Below are 17,323 nucleotides of genomic sequence, written 5' to 3'. Positions count from 1 at the left end.
TTTAGGCCTGGATCAAGGCCCCATATCAGCTCATCACATGCAGACTGGTGGCGCATGTCGATTACCACTAGGAGACCGATACCATGCCTATGTTCGATCCTCCCCATCCAGGGGAGTCGTTACGTGAAGACGTTCTGTCGGCCATCGGCATGAACGTTTCACAGCTGGCTCGGCATCTCGGCTACTCGCGGGGGCAGTTGTCCACAGTACTCAACGGCCGGGCCGCGATATCGGCAGATCTTGCGGACCGCCTGGAGCTCGCGGGCCTCGGTGCTGCCCGTCAGTATCTTGCGGAGCAGGCAGCCTACGATCTGTGGCAGGCCGCACATCGTGAGCACCCCAAGATCGTGCCGTTGGTGTTCGCGACATAGCTCAATCCACATCCCCCGCAAACAACCGCTCCAACTCCACCCGCGCTTCCTTCGAGGTCTGCATCACCTTGGCCCGGTCGTCCCGTACCTGACCCTGGGCCACCAGCACTTCCTCGTCATGCTGGGTGAAACGGGCGATGCGGTCGGCCGCCTGTTCGTCGCTCAACCCCAACCCCACCAGCGTGCGGCGGGTGAGTTCCAGGCTGGAATAGAACGTCTCACGGATCGGCTCGGCGCCCACGTCCACCAGCTTGTGCACATGCTGGCGGTTACGCGCGCGGGCCAGCACCTTCAGGTGCGGGTATTGGCGCTTGACCTGCTCGGCAGTGCGGGTGGTGACTTCGGGATCGTCAGTGGTGATGACGAAATACTCCGCCTCGCCGACCTTGGCTGCATGCAGCACCTCGGGGCGCAACGGGTCGCCGTAGAACACCGGCACCTGCTCGAACATGCGCGTCATCTCGATGTTGTCGACCGACGTCTCCAGGGCAATGAACGGAATCTTCTGCGCCCGCAGGATCCGCGCGACGATCTGGCCCATGCGGCCCATGCCGACGATCACCACCCGCGGCGCATCGGTGTGGATCTGCTTGTACTGCTCGGGCACTTCGCGCTGGACCGGTTGCGGGCGCTTGAGGGCGCGCGCGCAGCCGAGCATCAGCAGTGGGGTGATGGCCATCGACAAGGTGATGGTCATCAGCAGCAGGTCGTAGGTCTGGGTGTCGAACAGGCCTTGGTCCTTGCCCAGCTTGAATACCACGAAGGCGAATTCGCCGCCCGCCGCCAGGACCATGCCCAGGCGCAGGGCGCTGGCCTTGTTCAGGCCACCGGCCAGGCGCCCGACCAGCATCAGCAGGGCTAGCTTCACGCCAATCAGCAGCAGCGTCAGACCCAGCAACACCAGCGGCATCTCCAGCAGCAGGCGCAGGTTGGCGCCCATGCCGACGCTGATGAAGAACAGCCCCAGCAGCAGGCCCTTGAACGGCTCGATCTGCGATTCCAGTTCGTGGCGGTATTCAGAGTCGGCCAGCAGCAAGCCGGCCAGGAACGCGCCCAGGGCCATGGAAATACCGGCTTCCTCCATCAGCCAGGCGGTACCGATGACCACCAGCAAGGCGGTGGCGGTGGACACTTCCGGCAGGCCGGTGCGGGCCACGGTGCGGAATACCGGGCGCAGCAGGTAGCGGCCGCCGACGATCACCACGGCGATGCTGGCGAAAACCTTCAGGCCATGTTGCAGGCTGTCGCCGTGGCTGGTGTCCGGGCCACTCGCGGCCAGTAGCGGCACCAGGGCGATCAGCGGAATCGCGGCGATGTCCTGGAACAGCAGGATGGCGAAGGCCAGGCGGCCATGGGGGGCGTTGAGTTGCTTGCTCTCGGCCAGGCTCTGCAGGCCCAGCGCGGTGGACGACAGCGCCAGGCCCAGGCCGAGCACCAGGGCCGCTGGCAACGACTGTGCGAAGCCGAACAGGGCGATGCCGCCGATGGCCGCGCCAGTCAGCAGCACCTGCGCGCTGCCGACGCCGAACACCGACTTGCGCATGAGCCACAGGCGCTTGGGCGACAGCTCCAGGCCGATGATGAACAACAGCAGGACCACGCCCAGCTCGGAGATGTGCGCAACGCTTTCGGTATCGCGGATCAGGCCCAGGGCCTGGGGACCGATGGCCACGCCCGCGAGGAGGTAGCCGATCACGGCACCCAGTTGCAGGCGCTTGGCCAGGGGGACGGCGAGGACCGCGGCGAACAGGAAGATCACCGCGGTTTGCAGAAGGCTGCCTTCGTGTGGCATTGGCTCGTACTCCATGAGCTGCCGGAAGCAGCGTTTGCCCTAGTATGGAGGACGATTCTGAAGCCCAGGCGAGGCCAATACAATCAGGCCTCTGGGAGACACAATGTCCTGGCCAGCGAGACAATGATGGTTTGCAGGGCCCCCTTCGCGGTCGTTCCGGCAAACGCGCCCCAGGTCGCGGGCGTGATGCTCGTTCAGCTTCCGGGCCGGTATTGCAGAGCCTCTGCCAGGTGCGATCGGGTGATTGCCACTGCGCCTTCGAGGTCGGCGAGCGTGCGCGCCACCTTGAGCAGCCGATGGGCGGCGCGCAAGGACAGGGTCAGGCGCTCGCAGGCGGTTTCCAGCCAGGCTTGGTCGGCTTCTGCCAGCGCGCAATGGCGGCGCAACCCGTGCAGGTCGAGAAAAGCATTGGCGCAGCCTTGGCGCTGTTGCTGCAGCTCCCGTGCCTGGGCCACGCGAGCGCCCACGATAGCGCTGGTATCGCCGCTCGGGGCGCAGGCCAGCGTGGTGCTTTCGCGGGCGACGGTCAGGTGCAGGTCGATACGGTCGAGCAGCGGCCCGGACAACTTGTTGCGGTAGCGCTGGATCTGCTCGGTGCTGCAACGGCAGCGACCGGAAGGGTCGCCCAGGTAGCCGCACGGGCAGGGGTTCATCGCTGCCACCAACTGGAAGCGGGCCGGGAAGCGTACTTTGTCGCGGGCCCGGGCGATCACGATCTCACCCGATTCCATGGGCTCGCGCAGCACCTCGAGCACCCGGCGCTCGAATTCGGGCAGTTCGTCGAGAAACAGTACGCCATGGTGGGCCAAGGTGATCTCGCCCGGTTGCGGCCGGCTGCTGCCGCCCACCAGCGCCGGTCCCGACGCCGAGTGGTGGGGATGGCGAAACGGCCGTTGCGGCCAACTGCGCAAAGGCGCGCCACCGCACACCGAACGGATTGCCGCGACCTCCAGTGCCTCGTGTTCGTCCAAAGGTGGCAACAGCCCCGGCAAACGGCTGGCCAGCAAGGTCTTACCGGTTCCCGGTGGCCCGGTGAACAACAGGTTGTGCGCCCCGGCCGCGGCCAGTAGCAGGGCGCGCTTGGCCGCGACCTGGCCCTGTACTTCGCTGAGGTCGGGGTAGGGCCGCTGTTGCAGCAGCAGGCCGTTGGCCGCATAGGGCGACAGCGGTACCTGGCCGTTGAGGTGGGCCACCAGCTCCAGCAGGTGGCCCACCGCATACACCACCAGCCCACCGGCCAGGCTGGCCTCCTCGGCGTTTTCCGTGGGCACCACCAGCGCCCGGCCTGCCTCCCGCGCCGCCAGCGCGGCCGGCAGTACGCCCTGCACCGGCCGCAGCTTGCCGGACAGCGCCAGTTCGCCGAGGCATTCGAGCTCGGCCAGGCTGGCCACCGGCACCTGGCCGCTGGCCGCGAGGATGCCCAGGGCGATGGCCAGGTCATAGCGCCCGCCGTCCTTGGGCAGGTCGGCGGGGGCTAGGTTCTGGGTGATGCGCCTGGCCGGGTAGTCGAGACTCGAGTTGACGATGGCGCTGCGCACCCGGTCCTTGCTTTCCTTGACCGTGGTTTCTGGCAAGCCGACCAAAGTGAGGTGGGGCAGGCCGTTGGCCAGGTGGGTTTCGACGCTGACGGCAGGGGCTTCTACGCCAACCTGGGCGCGGCTGTGGACGAGGGCTAGGGACATGGACGCTCCGTTGTCGCTGCTGAAGGCACCGCTTCCTGCGGCTTGCTCCTAGCTTAGTTGCCGGCTCATGAATAGCCGGCAGAAGTGTGCGTCATCGTTTTGCAGAAAGGTGGCCTCGCCGGGTATGTCACGCAGGAACAACCCAGTCCTCTACTCGCAGGCCGGGCACTCGGTCGAACTCACGTCGGTTGTTGGTTACGACAATCAGTCCCTGCGAGCGGGCATGGCCTGCAATCATGTGGTCATAAGGGCCGATTTGTTTACCTAGTCGGGCGAGCTCAGCACGAAGCTGCCCTGTGTGGGCGGCGGCCTCCTGGTCATACCTGAGTACCTCTAGACGGGCCGCAAATCCCTCAACATCCGCAAGGTTGCGCTCAGGGTTCGAGGATTTCTCGGCACCGTAGACCAATTCCATCAAAGTGATCGTACTGATGCACATTTGTCCGTGGTGCCGCTTGAACGCCTCGCGAACTTCTTGTGGTCTATTTTTGATAGTGAAGATACAGATGTTGGTGTCAAGCATGTACTTGATCATCAAAACGACTCGCGCTCCTGATCTGCTGGCTGTTCACGCTCTACCATGAAGTCGGCTGTTACGCGTTCAGCGTCAAACCAACTGTCCCATGATTCGCCAGCAGGAGTGATGATGCGCGTCCGGCCGAGCGCCACGACATCCACGCGCTTCACATCATCAGGAAGCGCCACGGCTTTGGGTAGCCGCACGGCCTGACTGCGATTGCTTTGAAAAACCGAACCTTGCTCCATGATACCCCTCCAAGGATATGGCACATGTATATCCCATCGTAGTTCGGTTGTGGGATATGTCAATGCCATATGGCAGACTTCAGAAGCGATCAGGGTGGTCGGAGCTTCTCAAGCCCTAGCCCCAAGAATGATGTGCGAAGCCTTGATCAACGCGGTGGCCTTCACCCCAGGCGCCAGGCCCAGCTCCTGCACGGCCTCGCGCGTGACGATGGCGTACACCTCGGTGCCACCCGCGAGCTTGAGCACCACTTCGGCATTCACCGCACCGTCACCCACACGCACCACTTCACCTTCCAGGGCATTGCGCGCGGAGAGCTTGTAGCCGGCGGCGTCGGTCAGCAGCACCACCCAAGGCGCCTTGACCAGGGCCACGGCCTCTTTACCGACGTTGATGTCGAGGTTGTGCAGGCTGGTCATGGTGACGACCGCCACCAGCTTCTCGCCGCCACCCAGGGTCAGTTCCACCTCGGCATTCACCGCGCCGGGCTGGACGTTGCTGACCTTGCCTTCGAATACGTTGCGTGCACTGACTTTCATGGTGAGTCACTCCGTGTAGGGCGGTAATTATTCCTGGGTGGCGGGTGCCAACCGGGCTTCCAGTTCGGCGACCTGTTTTTCCAAGGCTTCGAGGCGCGCACGGGTGCGGGCCAGGACGACCATCTGGCTGTCGAATTCTTCCCGGCTGACCAGGTCCAGCTTGCTGAATGCCCCTTGCATCAGCACCTTGAACTGGCTTTCCAGTTCGGCGCGAGGCTGGGCGGTATCGCTGCTGAACAGGCGCGAGGCCTGGTCGCTCAGGGCGTCGAGAAGGGCTTTGGGGGCAAGCATGTTGGGCGGTCCATTGGATCTGGGAAATGGTCCGCAGTGTAGCACGCACAATTCAGGCCCTTGATTGCACATTTTTCGCGCAACGCCGACTGTAGGTGCGCACCGAAATTGTGCATCTTTTTCGTGCTGGCGACTGGCCAATCCCGACAGGCGCGCTCAACCCACTGTTTTCCGGGGCGTTCGCCAACCTGGCAAGGTTTCTGCAAAGACCTTTGCGAGCCATGCACTGATGCGGTTCCTTGTGACCAGGCAGTGCGCACGCGGCGCCGGATGCCGACGACGCGTTACAAAGCCATGCGCTGCGCTTAGACTTGAGACGGGTTTGTTTTCCTGGGGCAAGTCCACCAAATCGGGAGAGAGTTTCATGAAGCTAGTCACAGCCATCATCAAGCCGTTCAAGCTGGACGACGTGCGCGAGTCGCTGTCGGAAATCGGCGTGCAGGGCATTACCGTAACCGAGGTCAAGGGCTTCGGCCGGCAGAAGGGCCATACCGAGTTGTATCGCGGCGCGGAATACGTGGTCGACTTCCTGCCCAAGGTCAAGATCGATGTCGCCATCGATGACAAGGACCTCGATCGGGTGATCGAAGCCATTACCAAAGCGGCCAACACCGGCAAGATCGGTGACGGCAAGATCTTCGTGGTGAATCTGGAGCAGGCGATCCGCATCCGTACCGGCGAGACCGATACCGACGCGATCTAAGCGACAACAAAAAGCCTCACCAAACCCAACGCCCCAGGAGAAAACAACATGACTCTGCGTAAGATCGCAGGGCTAGGAGCCCTATTGTCCCTCGTAACGCCCGGGCTCGCCCTGGCAGAGGAAGCTGCCCCGGCGCTGAACTCCGGCGACACCGCCTGGATGCTGACCGCCACGGCGCTGGTGCTGTTCATGACCATTCCAGGCCTGGCGCTGTTCTACGGCGGCATGGTGCGTTCCAAGAACGTGCTGTCGGTGATGATGCAATGCTTCGCCATCACCGGCCTGATGAGCATCCTGTGGATGGTGTACGGCTACAGCATGGCCTTCGATACCACCGGTATGGAAAAGGGCGTGCTCAACTTCAATTCCTTCGTCGGTGGCTTCTCCAAGGCCTTCCTCAGCGGTGTCACGCCTGACAGCCTGACCTCGGCCACCGCGCTGTTCCCGGAAGCGGTGTTCATCACCTTCCAGATGACCTTCGCCATCATCACTCCGGCGCTGATCGTCGGTGCTTTCGCCGAGCGCATGAAGTTCTCCGCCATGCTGGTGTTCATGGGCATCTGGTTCACCCTGGTCTATGCGCCGATCGCGCACATGGTCTGGAGCGGTGACGGTGCGCTGATGTGGGACTGGGGCGTGCTCGACTTCGCTGGCGGCACCGTGGTGCACATCAACGCCGGTATCGCGGGCCTGGTCTGCTGCCTGGTGCTGGGCAAGCGCAAGGGCTACCCGACCACCCCGATGGCCCCGCATAACCTTGGCTATACCCTGATGGGCGCGGCCATGTTGTGGATTGGCTGGTTCGGCTTCAACGCCGGCTCCGCCGCCGCCGCCAACGGCACCGCCGGCATGGCCATGCTGGTCACCCAGATCGCCACTGCCGCCGCTGCGCTGGGCTGGATGTTCGCCGAGTGGATCGGTCACGGCAAACCGAGCGCCCTGGGCATCGCCTCGGGTGTGGTCGCCGGCCTGGTCGCCATTACCCCGGCAGCTGGTACCGTCGGCCCGATGGGCGCCCTGGTGATCGGCCTGGTCTCGGGCGTGGTCTGCTACTTCTGCGCCACCACCCTCAAGCGCAAGCTCGGCTATGACGACTCGCTGGACGCCTTCGGCGTGCACGGCATCGGCGGCATCATCGGCGCGATCCTCACCGGTGTGTTCGCAGCGCCTGCACTGGGCGGCTTCGGCGCGGTCACCGATATCGCCGCACAGGTCTGGATCCAGGCCAAGGGCGTGATCTTCACCGTGGTTTACACCGCCATCGTCACCTACGTGATCCTCAAGGTACTGGACGTGGTGATGGGCCTGCGGGTCAACGAAGAAGAAGAGTCGGTCGGCCTCGACCTGGCTCAACACAACGAACGCGGTTACAACCTGTAACTGCGACGCTGGAAAAACTTGCCCGGTTCGCCGGGCATTTTTTTACCTGTAATTCGCCTTTCGGCACTGCGCAAACGGTTGATCACACCTGTTCGTGACGTAGGTTGAAAACTTACAACTCGTGGCGTGTTTATGGTGCTTTGCTTTTTCTGCAGGCGCGCTAGAATGCGCGCCGAAGGTGTTTGAGAAGCACTCCGCACGCTTCGCCAGCCTTTGCTAGGCTTGCCAATGGCGCGTGGCCAGCAAGGCTCCAAGGATTTCGTCAGGCTCTGCCAGGAGCAGGGCCTGCAGGGCGGCAGCTCCCATCAGGAGCGCGGTCCCAAGGGCAGTGGCCAAACCCACGGCCAGTTGAATTTTCACTGGTGGTTGCCGGTCTACGGCTCCACTGGTCTATAACCAACCTGCTTTTCGCAAGTCATGAGGTAGAACATGAGCGACGACGATCTGGAAAATGATGACCTCGAAGTAGGCGACGAAGACGAGGCTGATGAAGGCCTTGAAGCTGCGGCCGACGACGGCGCCGAAGATGCTGGCGACGACGACAGCAGCCCCGCACCGGCTGCCAAGGGCAAGTCCAAGGCGGCTGTCTCGGTAGACGAGATGCCGAGCATGGAGGCCAAGCAGAAGGAGCGAGATGCCCTGGCCAAGGCCATGGAAGATTTCCTCGCCCGTGGTGGCAAGGTTCAGGAAGTCGAGGCCAATGTGGTCGCCGATCCGCCCAAGAAGCCGGACAACAAGTACGGCAGCCGCCCTATCTGAGTGGCTGAATGCAAAGAAGCCCGCCGTCGCTGCGGGCTTTTTTGTGCCGGTCAGATTTGTGAGGTCTGTGCCGGCCCCTCTCAACGCCAGCGCGTGAGTACCTCAGGCAACTGCGACAACCGCTGAATCTCTGCATCCGGCGCCCTTTCCCCGACCCAGTCCTTGCCCTGGGGATTGAACCACACGGCGCGTAACCCGGCCCGCTGGGCGCCGGCGATGTCATCGCCGGGGTGGTCGCCGATATGCACCGCCGCACTGGCCTCGACCGCGCCGCGCTTGAGCGCTTCCATGAATGGCGCCGGGTCCGGCTTGCCGATGCCCAGATCCTCGGCGCACAGGGCGAACTTGAAGTAGTCGGCCAGTCCCAGGCGGCTGACATCGGCATTGCCGTTGGTGACCACGCCGAGGGTGTAGTGATGGCGCAGGATCTCCAGCACCGGCTGCACCTCGGGGAATACCTCGACCTGGTGGCGCGCATGGAGGAACACCTCGAAGCCCTCGTTGGCCAGCTCCTGGGCATGTTTCTCGCTGTAGCCGACCTCTTCCAGGGCATGGAACAGCACGCGCCGGCGCAGGGCGCTGATGCGGTGCTTGAGGCCCGGCTCGGCCTGCACCAGGCGTTCGCGGATGGCGAACAGGTGCTCCACCGGCACGCCGCCGAGAATCGGCGCGTTGGCCTCGAGCCAGTCGCGCAGGACGACCTCGGCGCTGGCAATGACCGGCGCGGTATCCCACAGGGTGTCGTCGAGGTCGAAGGTGATCAGCTTGATGCTCATTATTCTGTGCCTTTGCTGCGTTTGGCCCGGGGGTGGGCGCTGTCGTACACCTCGGCCAGGTGCTGGAAGTCCAGGTGGGTGTAGATCTGCGTGGTGCTGATGTCGGCGTGGCCGAGCATCTCCTGCACCGCGCGCAGGTCCTGGGACGATTCCAGCACGTGGCTGGCGAAGGAATGGCGAAGCATGTGCGGATGCAGGTGCTGGCCCAGCTCGCGCTCGCCGGCGGTCTTGACCCGCAGCTGGATGGCCCGTGGGCTCATGCGTTTACCCTGGCGGGTGATGAACACCGCGCTGTCTCGCGGGCCGCCGATGCCACGCAGCTTGAACCACGCCTGCAGCGCCTCGCGGGCCTTGCGCCCGACCGGCAGGACGCGCGCCTTGCCGCCCTTGCCGAGCACCTGGACCAGGCCGGCGGCGAGGTCGAGCTGCTCGAGGTCCAGCTGGGTCAGCTCCGACAGGCGCAGGCCGGACGAGTAGAACAGTTCGAGGATGGCCTGGTCGCGGCGGGCGATGAAATCGTCGTCGACGCCGCCATCGAGCAGTTGCAGGGCGCGGTCGGTGTCCAGCACCTTGGGCAGCCGACGTTCACCCCGGGGGGCGCTCAGACCGGTGGCCGGGTCGTGCTGGCAGACGCCCTCGCGGTTGAGGTAGCGGTACAGGCCGCGTACCGCCGACAGCAGGCGCGCCAGGCTGCGTGGCGATTGGCCGTGGTGATGCTGGCGGGCGACCAGCTGGCGCAACTGCTGGATCTGCAGGGCGCTCCAGCCGTCGATGCCTTGGCTGTTGCAGTATTCGATGACCTTGCCCAAGTCGCGCCGGTACGCCAGCAGGGTATGCTCGGACACCTGGCGCTCGTTGCGCAGGTGTGCGCAATAAGCGTCCAGTTGGCGTTCCATCAGCGCACCGGACGCAGGGTCTGGGTCACGCGCGGGACGACACGGCCGAGCACTTCGGCAATGTAGCCGAGGAACAGGGTGCCGACGCTGCTCTTGTAGTGTTGCGGGTCGCGGCTGCCGATCGCCAGTACGCCGTGCAGGCCCTGGTGTTCCAGGGCTGCGACGGCGCTGGAGCCGACTTCGTGGCGCTGCTGTTCGCCGAACAGGAAGGCCAGTTCGTGCTCGCGCAGGTTGCCACTGACCGTCTTGCCGCCACCGAGCAGGCCACCGATGGCCTGCTGCGCCTCGGCGCCGCTGACCCAGCGCCCCACCGGTGCGGCGTTGTCACCGAACAGGATCAGGCTGACGAAGGGCACCTGGAATTCCTGGCGCAGGCTGTCTTCGACGGCCATCACCACTTCTTCCAGGGTAGTGGCATCGAGCAGGTCGAGGATCAGCCGGCGGGTCTTGTCGAACAGCCGGTCGTTGTCGCGGGCCACGTCCATCAGTTGCGACAGGCGATGGCGCATCTCGATGTTGCGGTCGCGCAGCAGCTTCAACTGGCGCTCCACCAGCGACACGCTGTCGCCACGCTGGTGGGGAATGCGCTGCTCGACGAGCAGCTCGTCGTGCTCGGCGAAGAAGGTGGGGTGGGCGCGCAGGTACGCGACCACCGCTTCGGCGTCGAGGTCATCGGGCTGCGGTACAACCTTTGGCTGATCGGTCATGGCGGTTACTCGCTTAGAGACGAACCTGTCCTTCGTAGACGCGCACCGCCGGGCCGGTCATCAGTACGGGCTTGCCGGGGCCGGCCCATTCGATGTTCAGGCGCCCGCCGGGCAGGTCGAGGGAAACCGGGGAATCCATCCAGCCCTGGCTGATTGCCGCCACGGCCGCGGCGCAGGCGCCGGTGCCGCAGGCCTGGGTCTCGCCGGCACCGCGTTCCCAGACCCGCAGGTTGGCACGGTGGCGGTCGATGACCTGGAGGAAGCCGGCATTCACCCGCTGCGGGAAGCGCGGATGGTTTTCGATCTTCGGGCCCAGGGTGTGCACCGGGGCGCTGCGCACGTCATCGACGCGCAGCACGGCGTGCGGGTTGCCCATCGACACGGCGGCGATCGAGTGGCGCTGGCCGTCGACTTCCAGCGGATAGCAGGTGGCTTGTTCGTCGGCGACGAAGGGGACCTCGGCTGGATCGAGGCGCGGCGGGCCCATGTCGACGCACACCTGGCCGTCGTTCTGCACGTCCAGCACGATGATGCCGCCCTTGGTTTCGACGCGGATGCGTTTCTTCGCGGTCAGGCGCTTGTCGAGTACGAAGCGCGCGAAGCAGCGCGCGCCGTTGCCGCATTGCTCCACTTCGGAACCGTCGGCGTTGAAGATCCGGTAGCGGAAATCCACTTCCGGATTGCTCGGTGCCTCGACGATCAGCAGCTGGTCGAAGCCGATCCCAGTGTGCCGGTCGCCCCATTGCTTGGCGTGCTTGGGCTGGATGTGCGCGTGCTGGCTGACCAGGTCGAGGACCATGAAGTCGTTGCCCAGCCCATGCATCTTGGTAAAGCGCAGCAGCATGGGTTCACTCCGGCAGCAGGCTTTCGCCGGCGAACAGTTCGGCAATGGTCTCGCGGCGGCGGACTTCGAAGGCCTGGTCGCCGTCGACCAGCACCTCGGCGCAACGGCCACGGGTGTTGTAGTTCGAGCTCATGACGAAACCATAGGCGCCGGCGGACTGCACGGCCAGCAGGTCGCCTTCGGCCAGGTTCAGCTGGCGGTCCTTGGCCAGGAAGTCGCCGGTCTCGCAGATCGGCCCGACCACGTCGTAGGGGCGACTTTCGCCTTCGCGTGGGGTCACCGCGCTGACGCCCATCCAGGCCTGGTACAGGGCCGGGCGGATCAGGTCGTTCATCGCCGCGTCGACGATGGCGAAGTCCTTGTGTTCGGTATGCTTGAGGTATTCAACGCGGGTCAGCAGCACGCCGCCGTTGGCCACGATGTAGCGGCCGGGCTCGAAGACCAGGGCCAGGTCGCGCTCGCCGACGCGCTCGCGGATGGCCTTGATGTAGTCGGCCACCAGCGGCGGCTCCTCGTCGCGGTAGCGCACGCCGACGCCGCCACCCAGGTCGAGGTGGCGCAGGTGGATGCCGCACTCGGCGAGGCGGTCGACCAGGGCCAGCAGGCGGTCCAGGGCATCAAGGAACGGCGCGACGGTGGTCAGTTGCGAGCCGATGTGGCAGTCGACCCCGACCACGTCCAGGTTCGGCAGTTGCGCGGCGCGCACGTAGATGGCCTCGGCGTCGGCGATGGCGATGCCGAACTTGTTTTCCTTGAGGCCAGTGGAGATGTACGGGTGGGTACCAGCGTCGACGTCGGGGTTGACCCGCAGCGAGACCGGCGCAACCTTGCCCATCTCTGCCGCCACCACTTGCAGGCGCTCCAGTTCGTCGGTGGACTCGACGTTGAAGCAGTGCACGCCCACTTCCAGGGCACGGCGCATGTCTTCGCGGGTCTTGCCGACGCCGGAGAACACCACGCGGTCGGCACGGCCACCGGCAGCCAGCACACGCTCCAGCTCACCGCCGGAAACGATGTCGAAGCCCGCGCCCAGGCGCGCCAGCAGGTTCAGCACGCCGAGGTTGGAGTTGGCCTTGACCGCGAAGCACACCAGGTGCTCGGTGCCTTGCAGGGCTTCGGTATAGCTGAGGTACTGGGCCTCGATGTGGGCACGCGAATACACGTAGGTCGGGGTGCCGAAGCGTTCGGCGATGGCCGACAGGGCCACGCCTTCCGCGAACAATTGGCCGTCGCGGTAGTTGAAAGCGTTCATCTGGTTTCCTTACTGCGCTGGCGACTGCTCGGGCTCGGCATCGAGCTCAGGCTGCTGTTCTTGCGGCTCGGCCTGTTGCACAGGCTGGGCATGCTGATGCTGGTGCGATTTGTGGCTGCCCTTGCCGTCCTTGCCGTCTTCCGGCAGGTACAGCGGGCCTTTCTGGCCACAGGCCGAGACGAGGCAGGCAACAGCGACCAGCGCCGCGAAGGAGGAAATCAGGCGCTTCATTGGGTGAAATCCTTTGAAATAAGCAGTATTGCGCCCGAGTATACCGAGCGCCCGGCCGATTGCCTATGCAAGCACCGGCCCGCCGGGCGGCCTGCGCTCGCAAGGCATCGGGGCCGGCTAAACTTTTGCATTCGCGGCCAAGCGCCCGTATCTTGCCCGGCTTGCCAGTCACGCAGCCAATTTCGAGGTTCTTGCAATGAGTTTGAGCGAAGCGCGTTTCCATGACCTGGTCGACGCCACCCAGCAGGCGCTGGAAGATCTGTTCGACGAAAGCGATCTGGACCTGGACATGGAAAACTCGGCCGGTGTCCTGACCATCAAGTTCGACAATGGCAGCCAGCTGATCTTCAGCCGCCAGGAGCCCCTGCGTCAGCTGTGGCTGGCCGACCGCTCCGGGGGCTTCCACTTCGACTACGACGAAGAAAGCGGCAAGTGGGTCTGCGAGAAGAGCGAAGAGCTGCTCGGCGAGATGCTCGAGCGCATCGTCTGGGAGCGGGCCGGCGAGAAGCTGGACTTCGACGAGATCTGACATGAGCACCCCGATGCGACCACCCAAGCCGCTGTACAGCAATGTCAGCCCGGCCGTGCCGTCACCGTGCATCAGCGTGTGCCGGTTGGACGAACAGCGGGTCTGCACCGGCTGCCATCGCCACGTCGAGCACATTCGCGAATGGCGTTCGGCCGACGACCAGCGGCGCCGGCAGATCTGCGCCGAAGCCCGGGCATTGGCCGGTTGACGCCACGGGCTTGAGTATTTGCCTGGCTGTGTTAGTGTCGGGTGATGCGTCGGTGACGCCAAAAGCATTCACAAACCCCGCCCTTGGGCGGGGTTTTGCTTTATCTGCCCATAGAAAACCGTTCGAAGGAGCCTGACTGGATCATGAGCACCAAGCCTTCCCTCATCCTCACACGCCTGGACGTGCAACGTCTGGAGCGCCTGATCGACAGCCTCGACGAGTCCACCCCGGGCGTGCTCGCCTTGCAGGACGAGCTGGACCGCGCCGAGCAGGTGGTCGGCCATGAGGACGTGCCGGCGGGCGTGGTGACCATGAACTCACGCGTGCACTGCCGCGAGGAAGCCAGTGGCAAGGACTACCACCTGACCCTGGTGTACCCGAAGGATGCCGGCGGCGAGGGCAAGGTGTCGATCCTGGCGCCGATCGGTTGCGCGCTGCTGGGGTTGTCGGTGGGCGAGCAGATCGACTGGCCGGCGCCGGGGGGCAAGACCCTCAAGCTGAAGCTGCTGGAAGTCGAGTACCAGCCGGAAGCGGCGGGCGATTTCGATCTGTGAATCGTCGGGGGCCGCAACGCGGCCCCAGGTATCTCAAGGCTCCAGCGCCGCCTGCAAACGCTCCAACCCATCATTGAGCGCCTGCTCCAGCTCACGTTTGTAGCGCAGGTACAGGCAGGTCGAACCCTGCTCGTCAGCGAGCAGCTCCGACAGGTCCAGGTCGGTGATGTAGCAGCGGTAATGCCCAGCACTGAGCCGCCGGCCGAGAATCTGCCGGGCCACCACTTCATACAGCTGCTCGCCATGCTCCAGCTCGGAAAACTCCTGCTGGTCGCAATACAGCGTGACGTGCACCTCGTCCAGCGCGCCTGCCTGCAGAATGGCCTGCACCTCGTAGTAGGGCTGGCCGACGCCGGCACTTGGCACTGGCCGCGGTTCGATGTTGCGCGCCTTGCCCGGCCCTGAGGGCAGCAGCTGGGCGTAGCGGATTTCCGGCGACGCCTGCTGCAGGCTGTCGAGCGGTAGACGGGCGTCGTGGCGCATCACCACCGAGCGCAGGAAGCGCTGCAGCGGCAGCAGCAGGTGGTGCTCGTCCTGCAGCGGCAGGCGCTGCTGCCACAGGGTGTTGTATTCATCCAGCACGTAGAGGTCGGCCCAGCCGTCGAGCAGGCGGTAGAACACCTGGATGCAGCCCGGCTCGCCCTGCTCCAATAGCAGTGGCAGGTCGTGATCCTGCAACGCCTGGGGGTCCAGGTGCAGGGGGCTGTAGTGGCTGCGCTCCTCGCCCAGGTGGCTGAGCACGGCGTCGTGTTCGGCCAGGGTGGCGAGGGTGACCTGGCCGGGCAGCAGTTCAAGCACATGGGTGTACTGCGCCACCTGCAGCAGGTAGCGGTGGCCCTGGCCCTGGTCGAGCAGGCGCTGGGCGGTGGCGAAGATCTCCTCGACCCGCTGGCTGATGGCCTGGGCGCGGTTATGGCAGAAGCAGCGCACCCGCAGCCGTGGCCGGTGGCTGCGCTGGCCGAAGCTGTTGAGGTAGTCGCGCAGGCAGCGCAGCAATGCATGCTCGCCGTCGAAACGCTGCACCAGCACCTCGTTCCAGCTGTTGAGGGTGACCTGGTCGAGGGTCAGCACCAGGTTTTCCCGGACCCCGGCATAGCTGAGCGAGTCGGTGCGCTCGGTGGTCATCAGGATGTTCAGGTCGCGGTGGTGGCGCAGCGGGTCGATCCCCACGTTGACCAGCAGCAGGATCTCGTCGGTCACGCTCGGTTGCAGCAGGCGTGCCTCGCTGACCGGCTGCAGGGGCAGGGGAATGCCTTGTTGCAGGCTGCCCAGCAGGTTGAACAGCTCGAACTCGCTGAGCTCGCTGCTGCCGGGATGCAGTGCCAGGCGGGTGGCGCTGTCGATGACGCCGTTGCGATGCGCCCAGGTGAGCAGCTCGAGCAGCTCGCGGCAGCGCTTGATCGGGCTGAAGTGTTCCCATTCGTGCACCCCCAGGTTGCCGTTGTACAGGCCCCAGTGATGGCTGCCCGGCTCCTTGCGATTGGGCGAGTGGACCAGGGTCAGGGTGTCCTCGGCGAGGTCGGGGGCGATGCCGGGGTTGATCACCTCGATCTTGCCGGCGCGCCGCTCGAAGGCGGCATACAGACGCCGGCCGAGAACGTTGAGGTCGCGTTGGTCGGCGCAGCTGCTGGCACCTTGGCGTTGGGCGAACTGGCCAAGAAAGCGGTAGCTGTGGTTGAGTTCGGCGACCAGCTCACGGCGCTCGACCGCGACCTGGCCGACCTTCCACTGGCTACGGCTGTCGAGCAGGGCCAGTTGCCGCTCGTCCCAGCCCCATTCATCGGCCAGGCGCTGCAGTAACTGGCGCTGCCAGCCGCTGGCGCGGGCACTGCCCAGGCCGCTGAGTTTCTTGTTGACCTTCAGGTACAGGCTGCGCCGCACCAGCTCCAGGCGCGCATGCTCGCCGCGCTGCTGCAGGTAGCGCTCGATGCGCCGATACACCATCACATAGGGGTCCAGCTCGTCGAGGTCGAGCCGGTTGGCGAACACCGCTCGCTTGTAGTCCAGGCTCAGGCAGCGCACGGCGGGGTGCTCGCTGGCGTAGGCCTCGGTCAACAGCAGCTTGAGCAACGACTTGTAGGGCGAGTCGATACCCTTGAACAGCTGCCACAGCCCAGCGCCGACAAACTCCCCGGGTGGGATGTGCGCCAGGTGGCCGAGGTCGAGATCGTCCTGACTGCGGATGAAACGTTTGGACAGCAAGGTCTGGGTGTAGGCCTGGTAGTTGTGTTCCTCGTAGACCGGTACCAGCCACCACAACGGCGTGCGCCCGGCGAGCCAGATGGCGGTGCGGTAGAACTCGTCGAGCAGCAGGTAGTGCTGGGTGGTACCACAGTCGTCGGAGCTGAGCTGGCTGTCGCGTTCGCCCCGGGCGAAGCCCTGGGTGTCGATGAGGAAAAAGTGCGCTTCGGCGCCCATGCTGCCGGCCCAGGTCTCGAGCAGCTGGCATTTGCGCCGCAGCTCGGCGAGTGGGCCTTCGCCCAGGTCCGGGGCGTGGCAGACCCACAGGTCCATGTCGCTTTGTTCGGCCTGGGCCAGCGAACCGAGGCTACCCATCAGGAACAGGCCATGGATCGGCCGTGGCGGGTTGCCGAGGCGGGTCTTGTAGGCGAACGAGCGGGCCAGTCGCTGGCCTTCGGCGACCAGCTCGGCGTCGGGCTCGAAGTTCGCCACGCCGGCCGGCGTGGTGCCCGAGACATAGCCGGGCAGCAGCGGGTGATTGACGTGGAACAGCAGCGGCAGCAGGGTCAGCACCTGCTGCTGGCGCGTCGAAAGCCCCTCCATCGCCCGCTGCCGACGGCCCTGGTTGAGATGCATGAACCGCGCACGCAGCTTGGTCAGCTCCTTGCGGTCGATGCCTTGGTCCAGGTCGGGGCGGATTTCGTGGGGCTGGTTCATTGCGCGCTCAGGGTGGCCACAGGGGGAGCTGGGGCGAGTTTAGCCTGAGTAGGGCGGTCGGATAAGGGGTAATGGCTTTTTGACGTCAGTTTTATAGCGCCGGTGCTGGCCTCTTCGCGGGGCAAGGGGGGGGATAGGGGTCGAAGCT

20 protein-coding genes are annotated in these 17,323 nt (G+C 65.0%); 7 read left to right on the top strand and 13 right to left on the bottom strand.

The window, feature by feature from the left end:
- The first annotated feature begins 83 nt into the window (after positions 1–83).
- Positions 84–371 carry a HigA family addiction module antitoxin gene (locus IAE37_RS02445; protein WP_201168618.1) on the top strand — a complete coding sequence of 96 codons (288 nt, stop codon included), beginning with the start codon at positions 84–86 and terminating at the stop codon, positions 369–371.
- 1 nt (position 372) lies between these two features.
- Here the strand turns inward: IAE37_RS02445 and IAE37_RS02440 are convergent, their stop codons facing one another.
- The 6 genes from IAE37_RS02440 to IAE37_RS02415 form a co-directional block, all read right to left on the bottom strand.
- The gene (locus IAE37_RS02440) at positions 373–2,163 is read right to left on the bottom strand and encodes a monovalent cation:proton antiporter-2 (CPA2) family protein (protein WP_201168615.1); all 1,791 of its coding nucleotides are present in this window, start codon (positions 2,161–2,163) and stop codon (positions 373–375) included.
- Between the two features lie 194 nt (positions 2,164–2,357).
- Positions 2,358–3,845 (bottom strand): YifB family Mg chelatase-like AAA ATPase, encoded by a 1,488-nt coding sequence (locus tag IAE37_RS02435; protein WP_201168606.1) that lies wholly within the window; start codon positions 3,843–3,845, stop codon positions 2,358–2,360.
- Between the two features lie 127 nt (positions 3,846–3,972).
- Entirely contained in the window at positions 3,973–4,380 is a 408-nt protein-coding gene (gene vapC, locus IAE37_RS02430; RefSeq protein WP_201168603.1) for a type II toxin-antitoxin system tRNA(fMet)-specific endonuclease VapC, read from the bottom strand.
- Positions 4,380–4,610: a type II toxin-antitoxin system VapB family antitoxin gene (vapB, locus tag IAE37_RS02425; protein ID WP_201168600.1), complete on the bottom strand. Its 231-nt coding sequence runs from the start codon at positions 4,608–4,610 to the stop codon at positions 4,380–4,382. Before vapB ends, vapC begins: the two co-directional genes overlap by 1 nt.
- A gap of 108 nt (positions 4,611–4,718) precedes the next feature.
- Positions 4,719–5,147: a TOBE domain-containing protein gene (locus IAE37_RS02420; RefSeq protein ID WP_201168597.1), complete on the bottom strand. Its 429-nt coding sequence runs from the start codon at positions 5,145–5,147 to the stop codon at positions 4,719–4,721.
- 27 nt (positions 5,148–5,174) lie between these two features.
- Entirely contained in the window at positions 5,175–5,438 is a 264-nt protein-coding gene (locus IAE37_RS02415) for an accessory factor UbiK family protein (RefSeq protein WP_201168594.1), read from the bottom strand.
- Positions 5,439–5,802: 364 nt separating this feature from the next.
- Between IAE37_RS02415 and glnK the strand changes: the two genes are divergently transcribed.
- From glnK to sutA, 3 genes are all read left to right on the top strand, one after another.
- Positions 5,803–6,141, top strand: coding sequence for a P-II family nitrogen regulator (gene glnK / locus IAE37_RS02410; RefSeq protein ID WP_002555808.1), 339 nt, complete (start codon positions 5,803–5,805; stop codon positions 6,139–6,141).
- A 48-nt stretch (positions 6,142–6,189) separates the two neighbouring features.
- Complete coding sequence (locus IAE37_RS02405; RefSeq protein ID WP_201168591.1) at positions 6,190–7,521, top strand: ammonium transporter; 1,332 nt, start codon at positions 6,190–6,192, stop codon at positions 7,519–7,521.
- Positions 7,522–7,950: 429 nt separating this feature from the next.
- Positions 7,951–8,280: a transcriptional regulator SutA gene (sutA, locus tag IAE37_RS02400; protein ID WP_201168588.1), complete on the top strand. Its 330-nt coding sequence runs from the start codon at positions 7,951–7,953 to the stop codon at positions 8,278–8,280.
- Between the two features lie 80 nt (positions 8,281–8,360).
- Here the strand turns inward: sutA and IAE37_RS02395 are convergent, their stop codons facing one another.
- From IAE37_RS02395 to lptM, 6 genes are read right to left on the bottom strand one after another with little or no spacing between them, the layout of a single operon-like run.
- Positions 8,361–9,056, bottom strand: coding sequence for an HAD family hydrolase (locus tag IAE37_RS02395; protein WP_201168585.1), 696 nt, complete (start codon positions 9,054–9,056; stop codon positions 8,361–8,363).
- Positions 9,056–9,952: a tyrosine recombinase XerC gene (gene xerC / locus IAE37_RS02390; RefSeq protein WP_201168581.1), complete on the bottom strand. Its 897-nt coding sequence runs from the start codon at positions 9,950–9,952 to the stop codon at positions 9,056–9,058. The genes IAE37_RS02395 and xerC overlap by 1 nt, the downstream gene beginning before the upstream one ends.
- Positions 9,952–10,659, bottom strand: a complete 708-nt coding sequence (locus IAE37_RS02385) for a DUF484 family protein (protein ID WP_201168578.1) — start codon at positions 10,657–10,659, stop codon at positions 9,952–9,954. Before IAE37_RS02385 ends, xerC begins: the two co-directional genes overlap by 1 nt.
- A gap of 13 nt (positions 10,660–10,672) precedes the next feature.
- Positions 10,673–11,503, bottom strand: a complete 831-nt coding sequence (gene dapF / locus IAE37_RS02380) for a diaminopimelate epimerase (protein WP_201168575.1) — start codon at positions 11,501–11,503, stop codon at positions 10,673–10,675.
- Positions 11,504–11,507: 4 nt separating this feature from the next.
- On the bottom strand, positions 11,508–12,755 hold the full coding sequence (gene lysA / locus IAE37_RS02375) for a diaminopimelate decarboxylase (RefSeq protein ID WP_201168573.1): 1,248 nt from the start codon (positions 12,753–12,755) through the stop codon (positions 11,508–11,510).
- Between the two features lie 9 nt (positions 12,756–12,764).
- On the bottom strand, positions 12,765–12,986 hold the full coding sequence (gene lptM, locus IAE37_RS02370) for an LPS translocon maturation chaperone LptM (protein WP_201168571.1): 222 nt from the start codon (positions 12,984–12,986) through the stop codon (positions 12,765–12,767).
- Between the two features lie 196 nt (positions 12,987–13,182).
- Here lptM and cyaY point away from each other — a divergent pair, with 196 nt between their 5' ends.
- From cyaY to rnk, 3 genes are all read left to right on the top strand, one after another.
- Positions 13,183–13,515, top strand: a complete 333-nt coding sequence (cyaY, locus tag IAE37_RS02365; RefSeq protein WP_023378111.1) for an iron donor protein CyaY — start codon at positions 13,183–13,185, stop codon at positions 13,513–13,515.
- A gap of 1 nt (position 13,516) precedes the next feature.
- Entirely contained in the window at positions 13,517–13,723 is a 207-nt protein-coding gene (locus tag IAE37_RS02360) for a DUF1289 domain-containing protein (RefSeq protein ID WP_201168569.1), read from the top strand.
- Positions 13,724–13,866: 143 nt separating this feature from the next.
- Positions 13,867–14,277 (top strand): nucleoside diphosphate kinase regulator, encoded by a 411-nt coding sequence (rnk, locus tag IAE37_RS02355; protein ID WP_201168567.1) that lies wholly within the window; start codon positions 13,867–13,869, stop codon positions 14,275–14,277.
- Between the two features lie 33 nt (positions 14,278–14,310).
- On the opposite strand, the gene IAE37_RS02350 is transcribed toward rnk, so the two are convergent.
- Positions 14,311–17,175, bottom strand: coding sequence for a class I adenylate cyclase (locus tag IAE37_RS02350; RefSeq protein WP_201168565.1), 2,865 nt, complete (start codon positions 17,173–17,175; stop codon positions 14,311–14,313).
- Positions 17,176–17,323: the final 148 nt, after the last annotated feature.

This window comes from Pseudomonas sp. S31 (assembly GCF_016648105.1).
In the GTDB taxonomy this organism is placed as follows: Bacteria; Pseudomonadota; Gammaproteobacteria; order Pseudomonadales; family Pseudomonadaceae; genus Aquipseudomonas.
Note: the sequence above shows the minus strand (reverse complement) of the source record. Positions and strands in the feature narration are given on the sequence as shown.

What these genes read in the sequence shown, in the direction of transcription:
- IAE37_RS02445 (WP_201168618.1), top strand. Translation starts at nt 84, where the DNA reads ATGCCTATGTTCGATCCTCCCCATCCAGGGGAGTCGTTACGTGAAGAC.
- IAE37_RS02440 (WP_201168615.1), bottom strand. Translation starts at nt 2,163, where the DNA reads ATGCCACACGAAGGCAGCCTTCTGCAAACCGCGGTGATCTTCCTGTTC.
- IAE37_RS02435 (WP_201168606.1), bottom strand. Translation starts at nt 3,845, where the DNA reads ATGTCCCTAGCCCTCGTCCACAGCCGCGCCCAGGTTGGCGTAGAAGCC.
- vapC (WP_201168603.1), bottom strand. Translation starts at nt 4,380, where the DNA reads ATGATCAAGTACATGCTTGACACCAACATCTGTATCTTCACTATCAAA.
- vapB (WP_201168600.1), bottom strand. Translation starts at nt 4,610, where the DNA reads ATGGAGCAAGGTTCGGTTTTTCAAAGCAATCGCAGTCAGGCCGTGCGG.
- IAE37_RS02420 (WP_201168597.1), bottom strand. Translation starts at nt 5,147, where the DNA reads ATGAAAGTCAGTGCACGCAACGTATTCGAAGGCAAGGTCAGCAACGTC.
- IAE37_RS02415 (WP_201168594.1), bottom strand. Translation starts at nt 5,438, where the DNA reads ATGCTTGCCCCCAAAGCCCTTCTCGACGCCCTGAGCGACCAGGCCTCG.
- glnK (WP_002555808.1), top strand. Translation starts at nt 5,803, where the DNA reads ATGAAGCTAGTCACAGCCATCATCAAGCCGTTCAAGCTGGACGACGTG.
- IAE37_RS02405 (WP_201168591.1), top strand. Translation starts at nt 6,190, where the DNA reads ATGACTCTGCGTAAGATCGCAGGGCTAGGAGCCCTATTGTCCCTCGTA.
- sutA (WP_201168588.1), top strand. Translation starts at nt 7,951, where the DNA reads ATGAGCGACGACGATCTGGAAAATGATGACCTCGAAGTAGGCGACGAA.
- IAE37_RS02395 (WP_201168585.1), bottom strand. Translation starts at nt 9,056, where the DNA reads ATGAGCATCAAGCTGATCACCTTCGACCTCGACGACACCCTGTGGGAT.
- xerC (WP_201168581.1), bottom strand. Translation starts at nt 9,952, where the DNA reads ATGGAACGCCAACTGGACGCTTATTGCGCACACCTGCGCAACGAGCGC.
- IAE37_RS02385 (WP_201168578.1), bottom strand. Translation starts at nt 10,659, where the DNA reads ATGACCGATCAGCCAAAGGTTGTACCGCAGCCCGATGACCTCGACGCC.
- dapF (WP_201168575.1), bottom strand. Translation starts at nt 11,503, where the DNA reads ATGCTGCTGCGCTTTACCAAGATGCATGGGCTGGGCAACGACTTCATG.
- lysA (WP_201168573.1), bottom strand. Translation starts at nt 12,755, where the DNA reads ATGAACGCTTTCAACTACCGCGACGGCCAATTGTTCGCGGAAGGCGTG.
- lptM (WP_201168571.1), bottom strand. Translation starts at nt 12,986, where the DNA reads ATGAAGCGCCTGATTTCCTCCTTCGCGGCGCTGGTCGCTGTTGCCTGC.
- cyaY (WP_023378111.1), top strand. Translation starts at nt 13,183, where the DNA reads ATGAGTTTGAGCGAAGCGCGTTTCCATGACCTGGTCGACGCCACCCAG.
- IAE37_RS02360 (WP_201168569.1), top strand. Translation starts at nt 13,517, where the DNA reads ATGAGCACCCCGATGCGACCACCCAAGCCGCTGTACAGCAATGTCAGC.
- rnk (WP_201168567.1), top strand. Translation starts at nt 13,867, where the DNA reads ATGAGCACCAAGCCTTCCCTCATCCTCACACGCCTGGACGTGCAACGT.
- IAE37_RS02350 (WP_201168565.1), bottom strand. Translation starts at nt 17,175, where the DNA reads ATGAACCAGCCCCACGAAATCCGCCCCGACCTGGACCAAGGCATCGAC.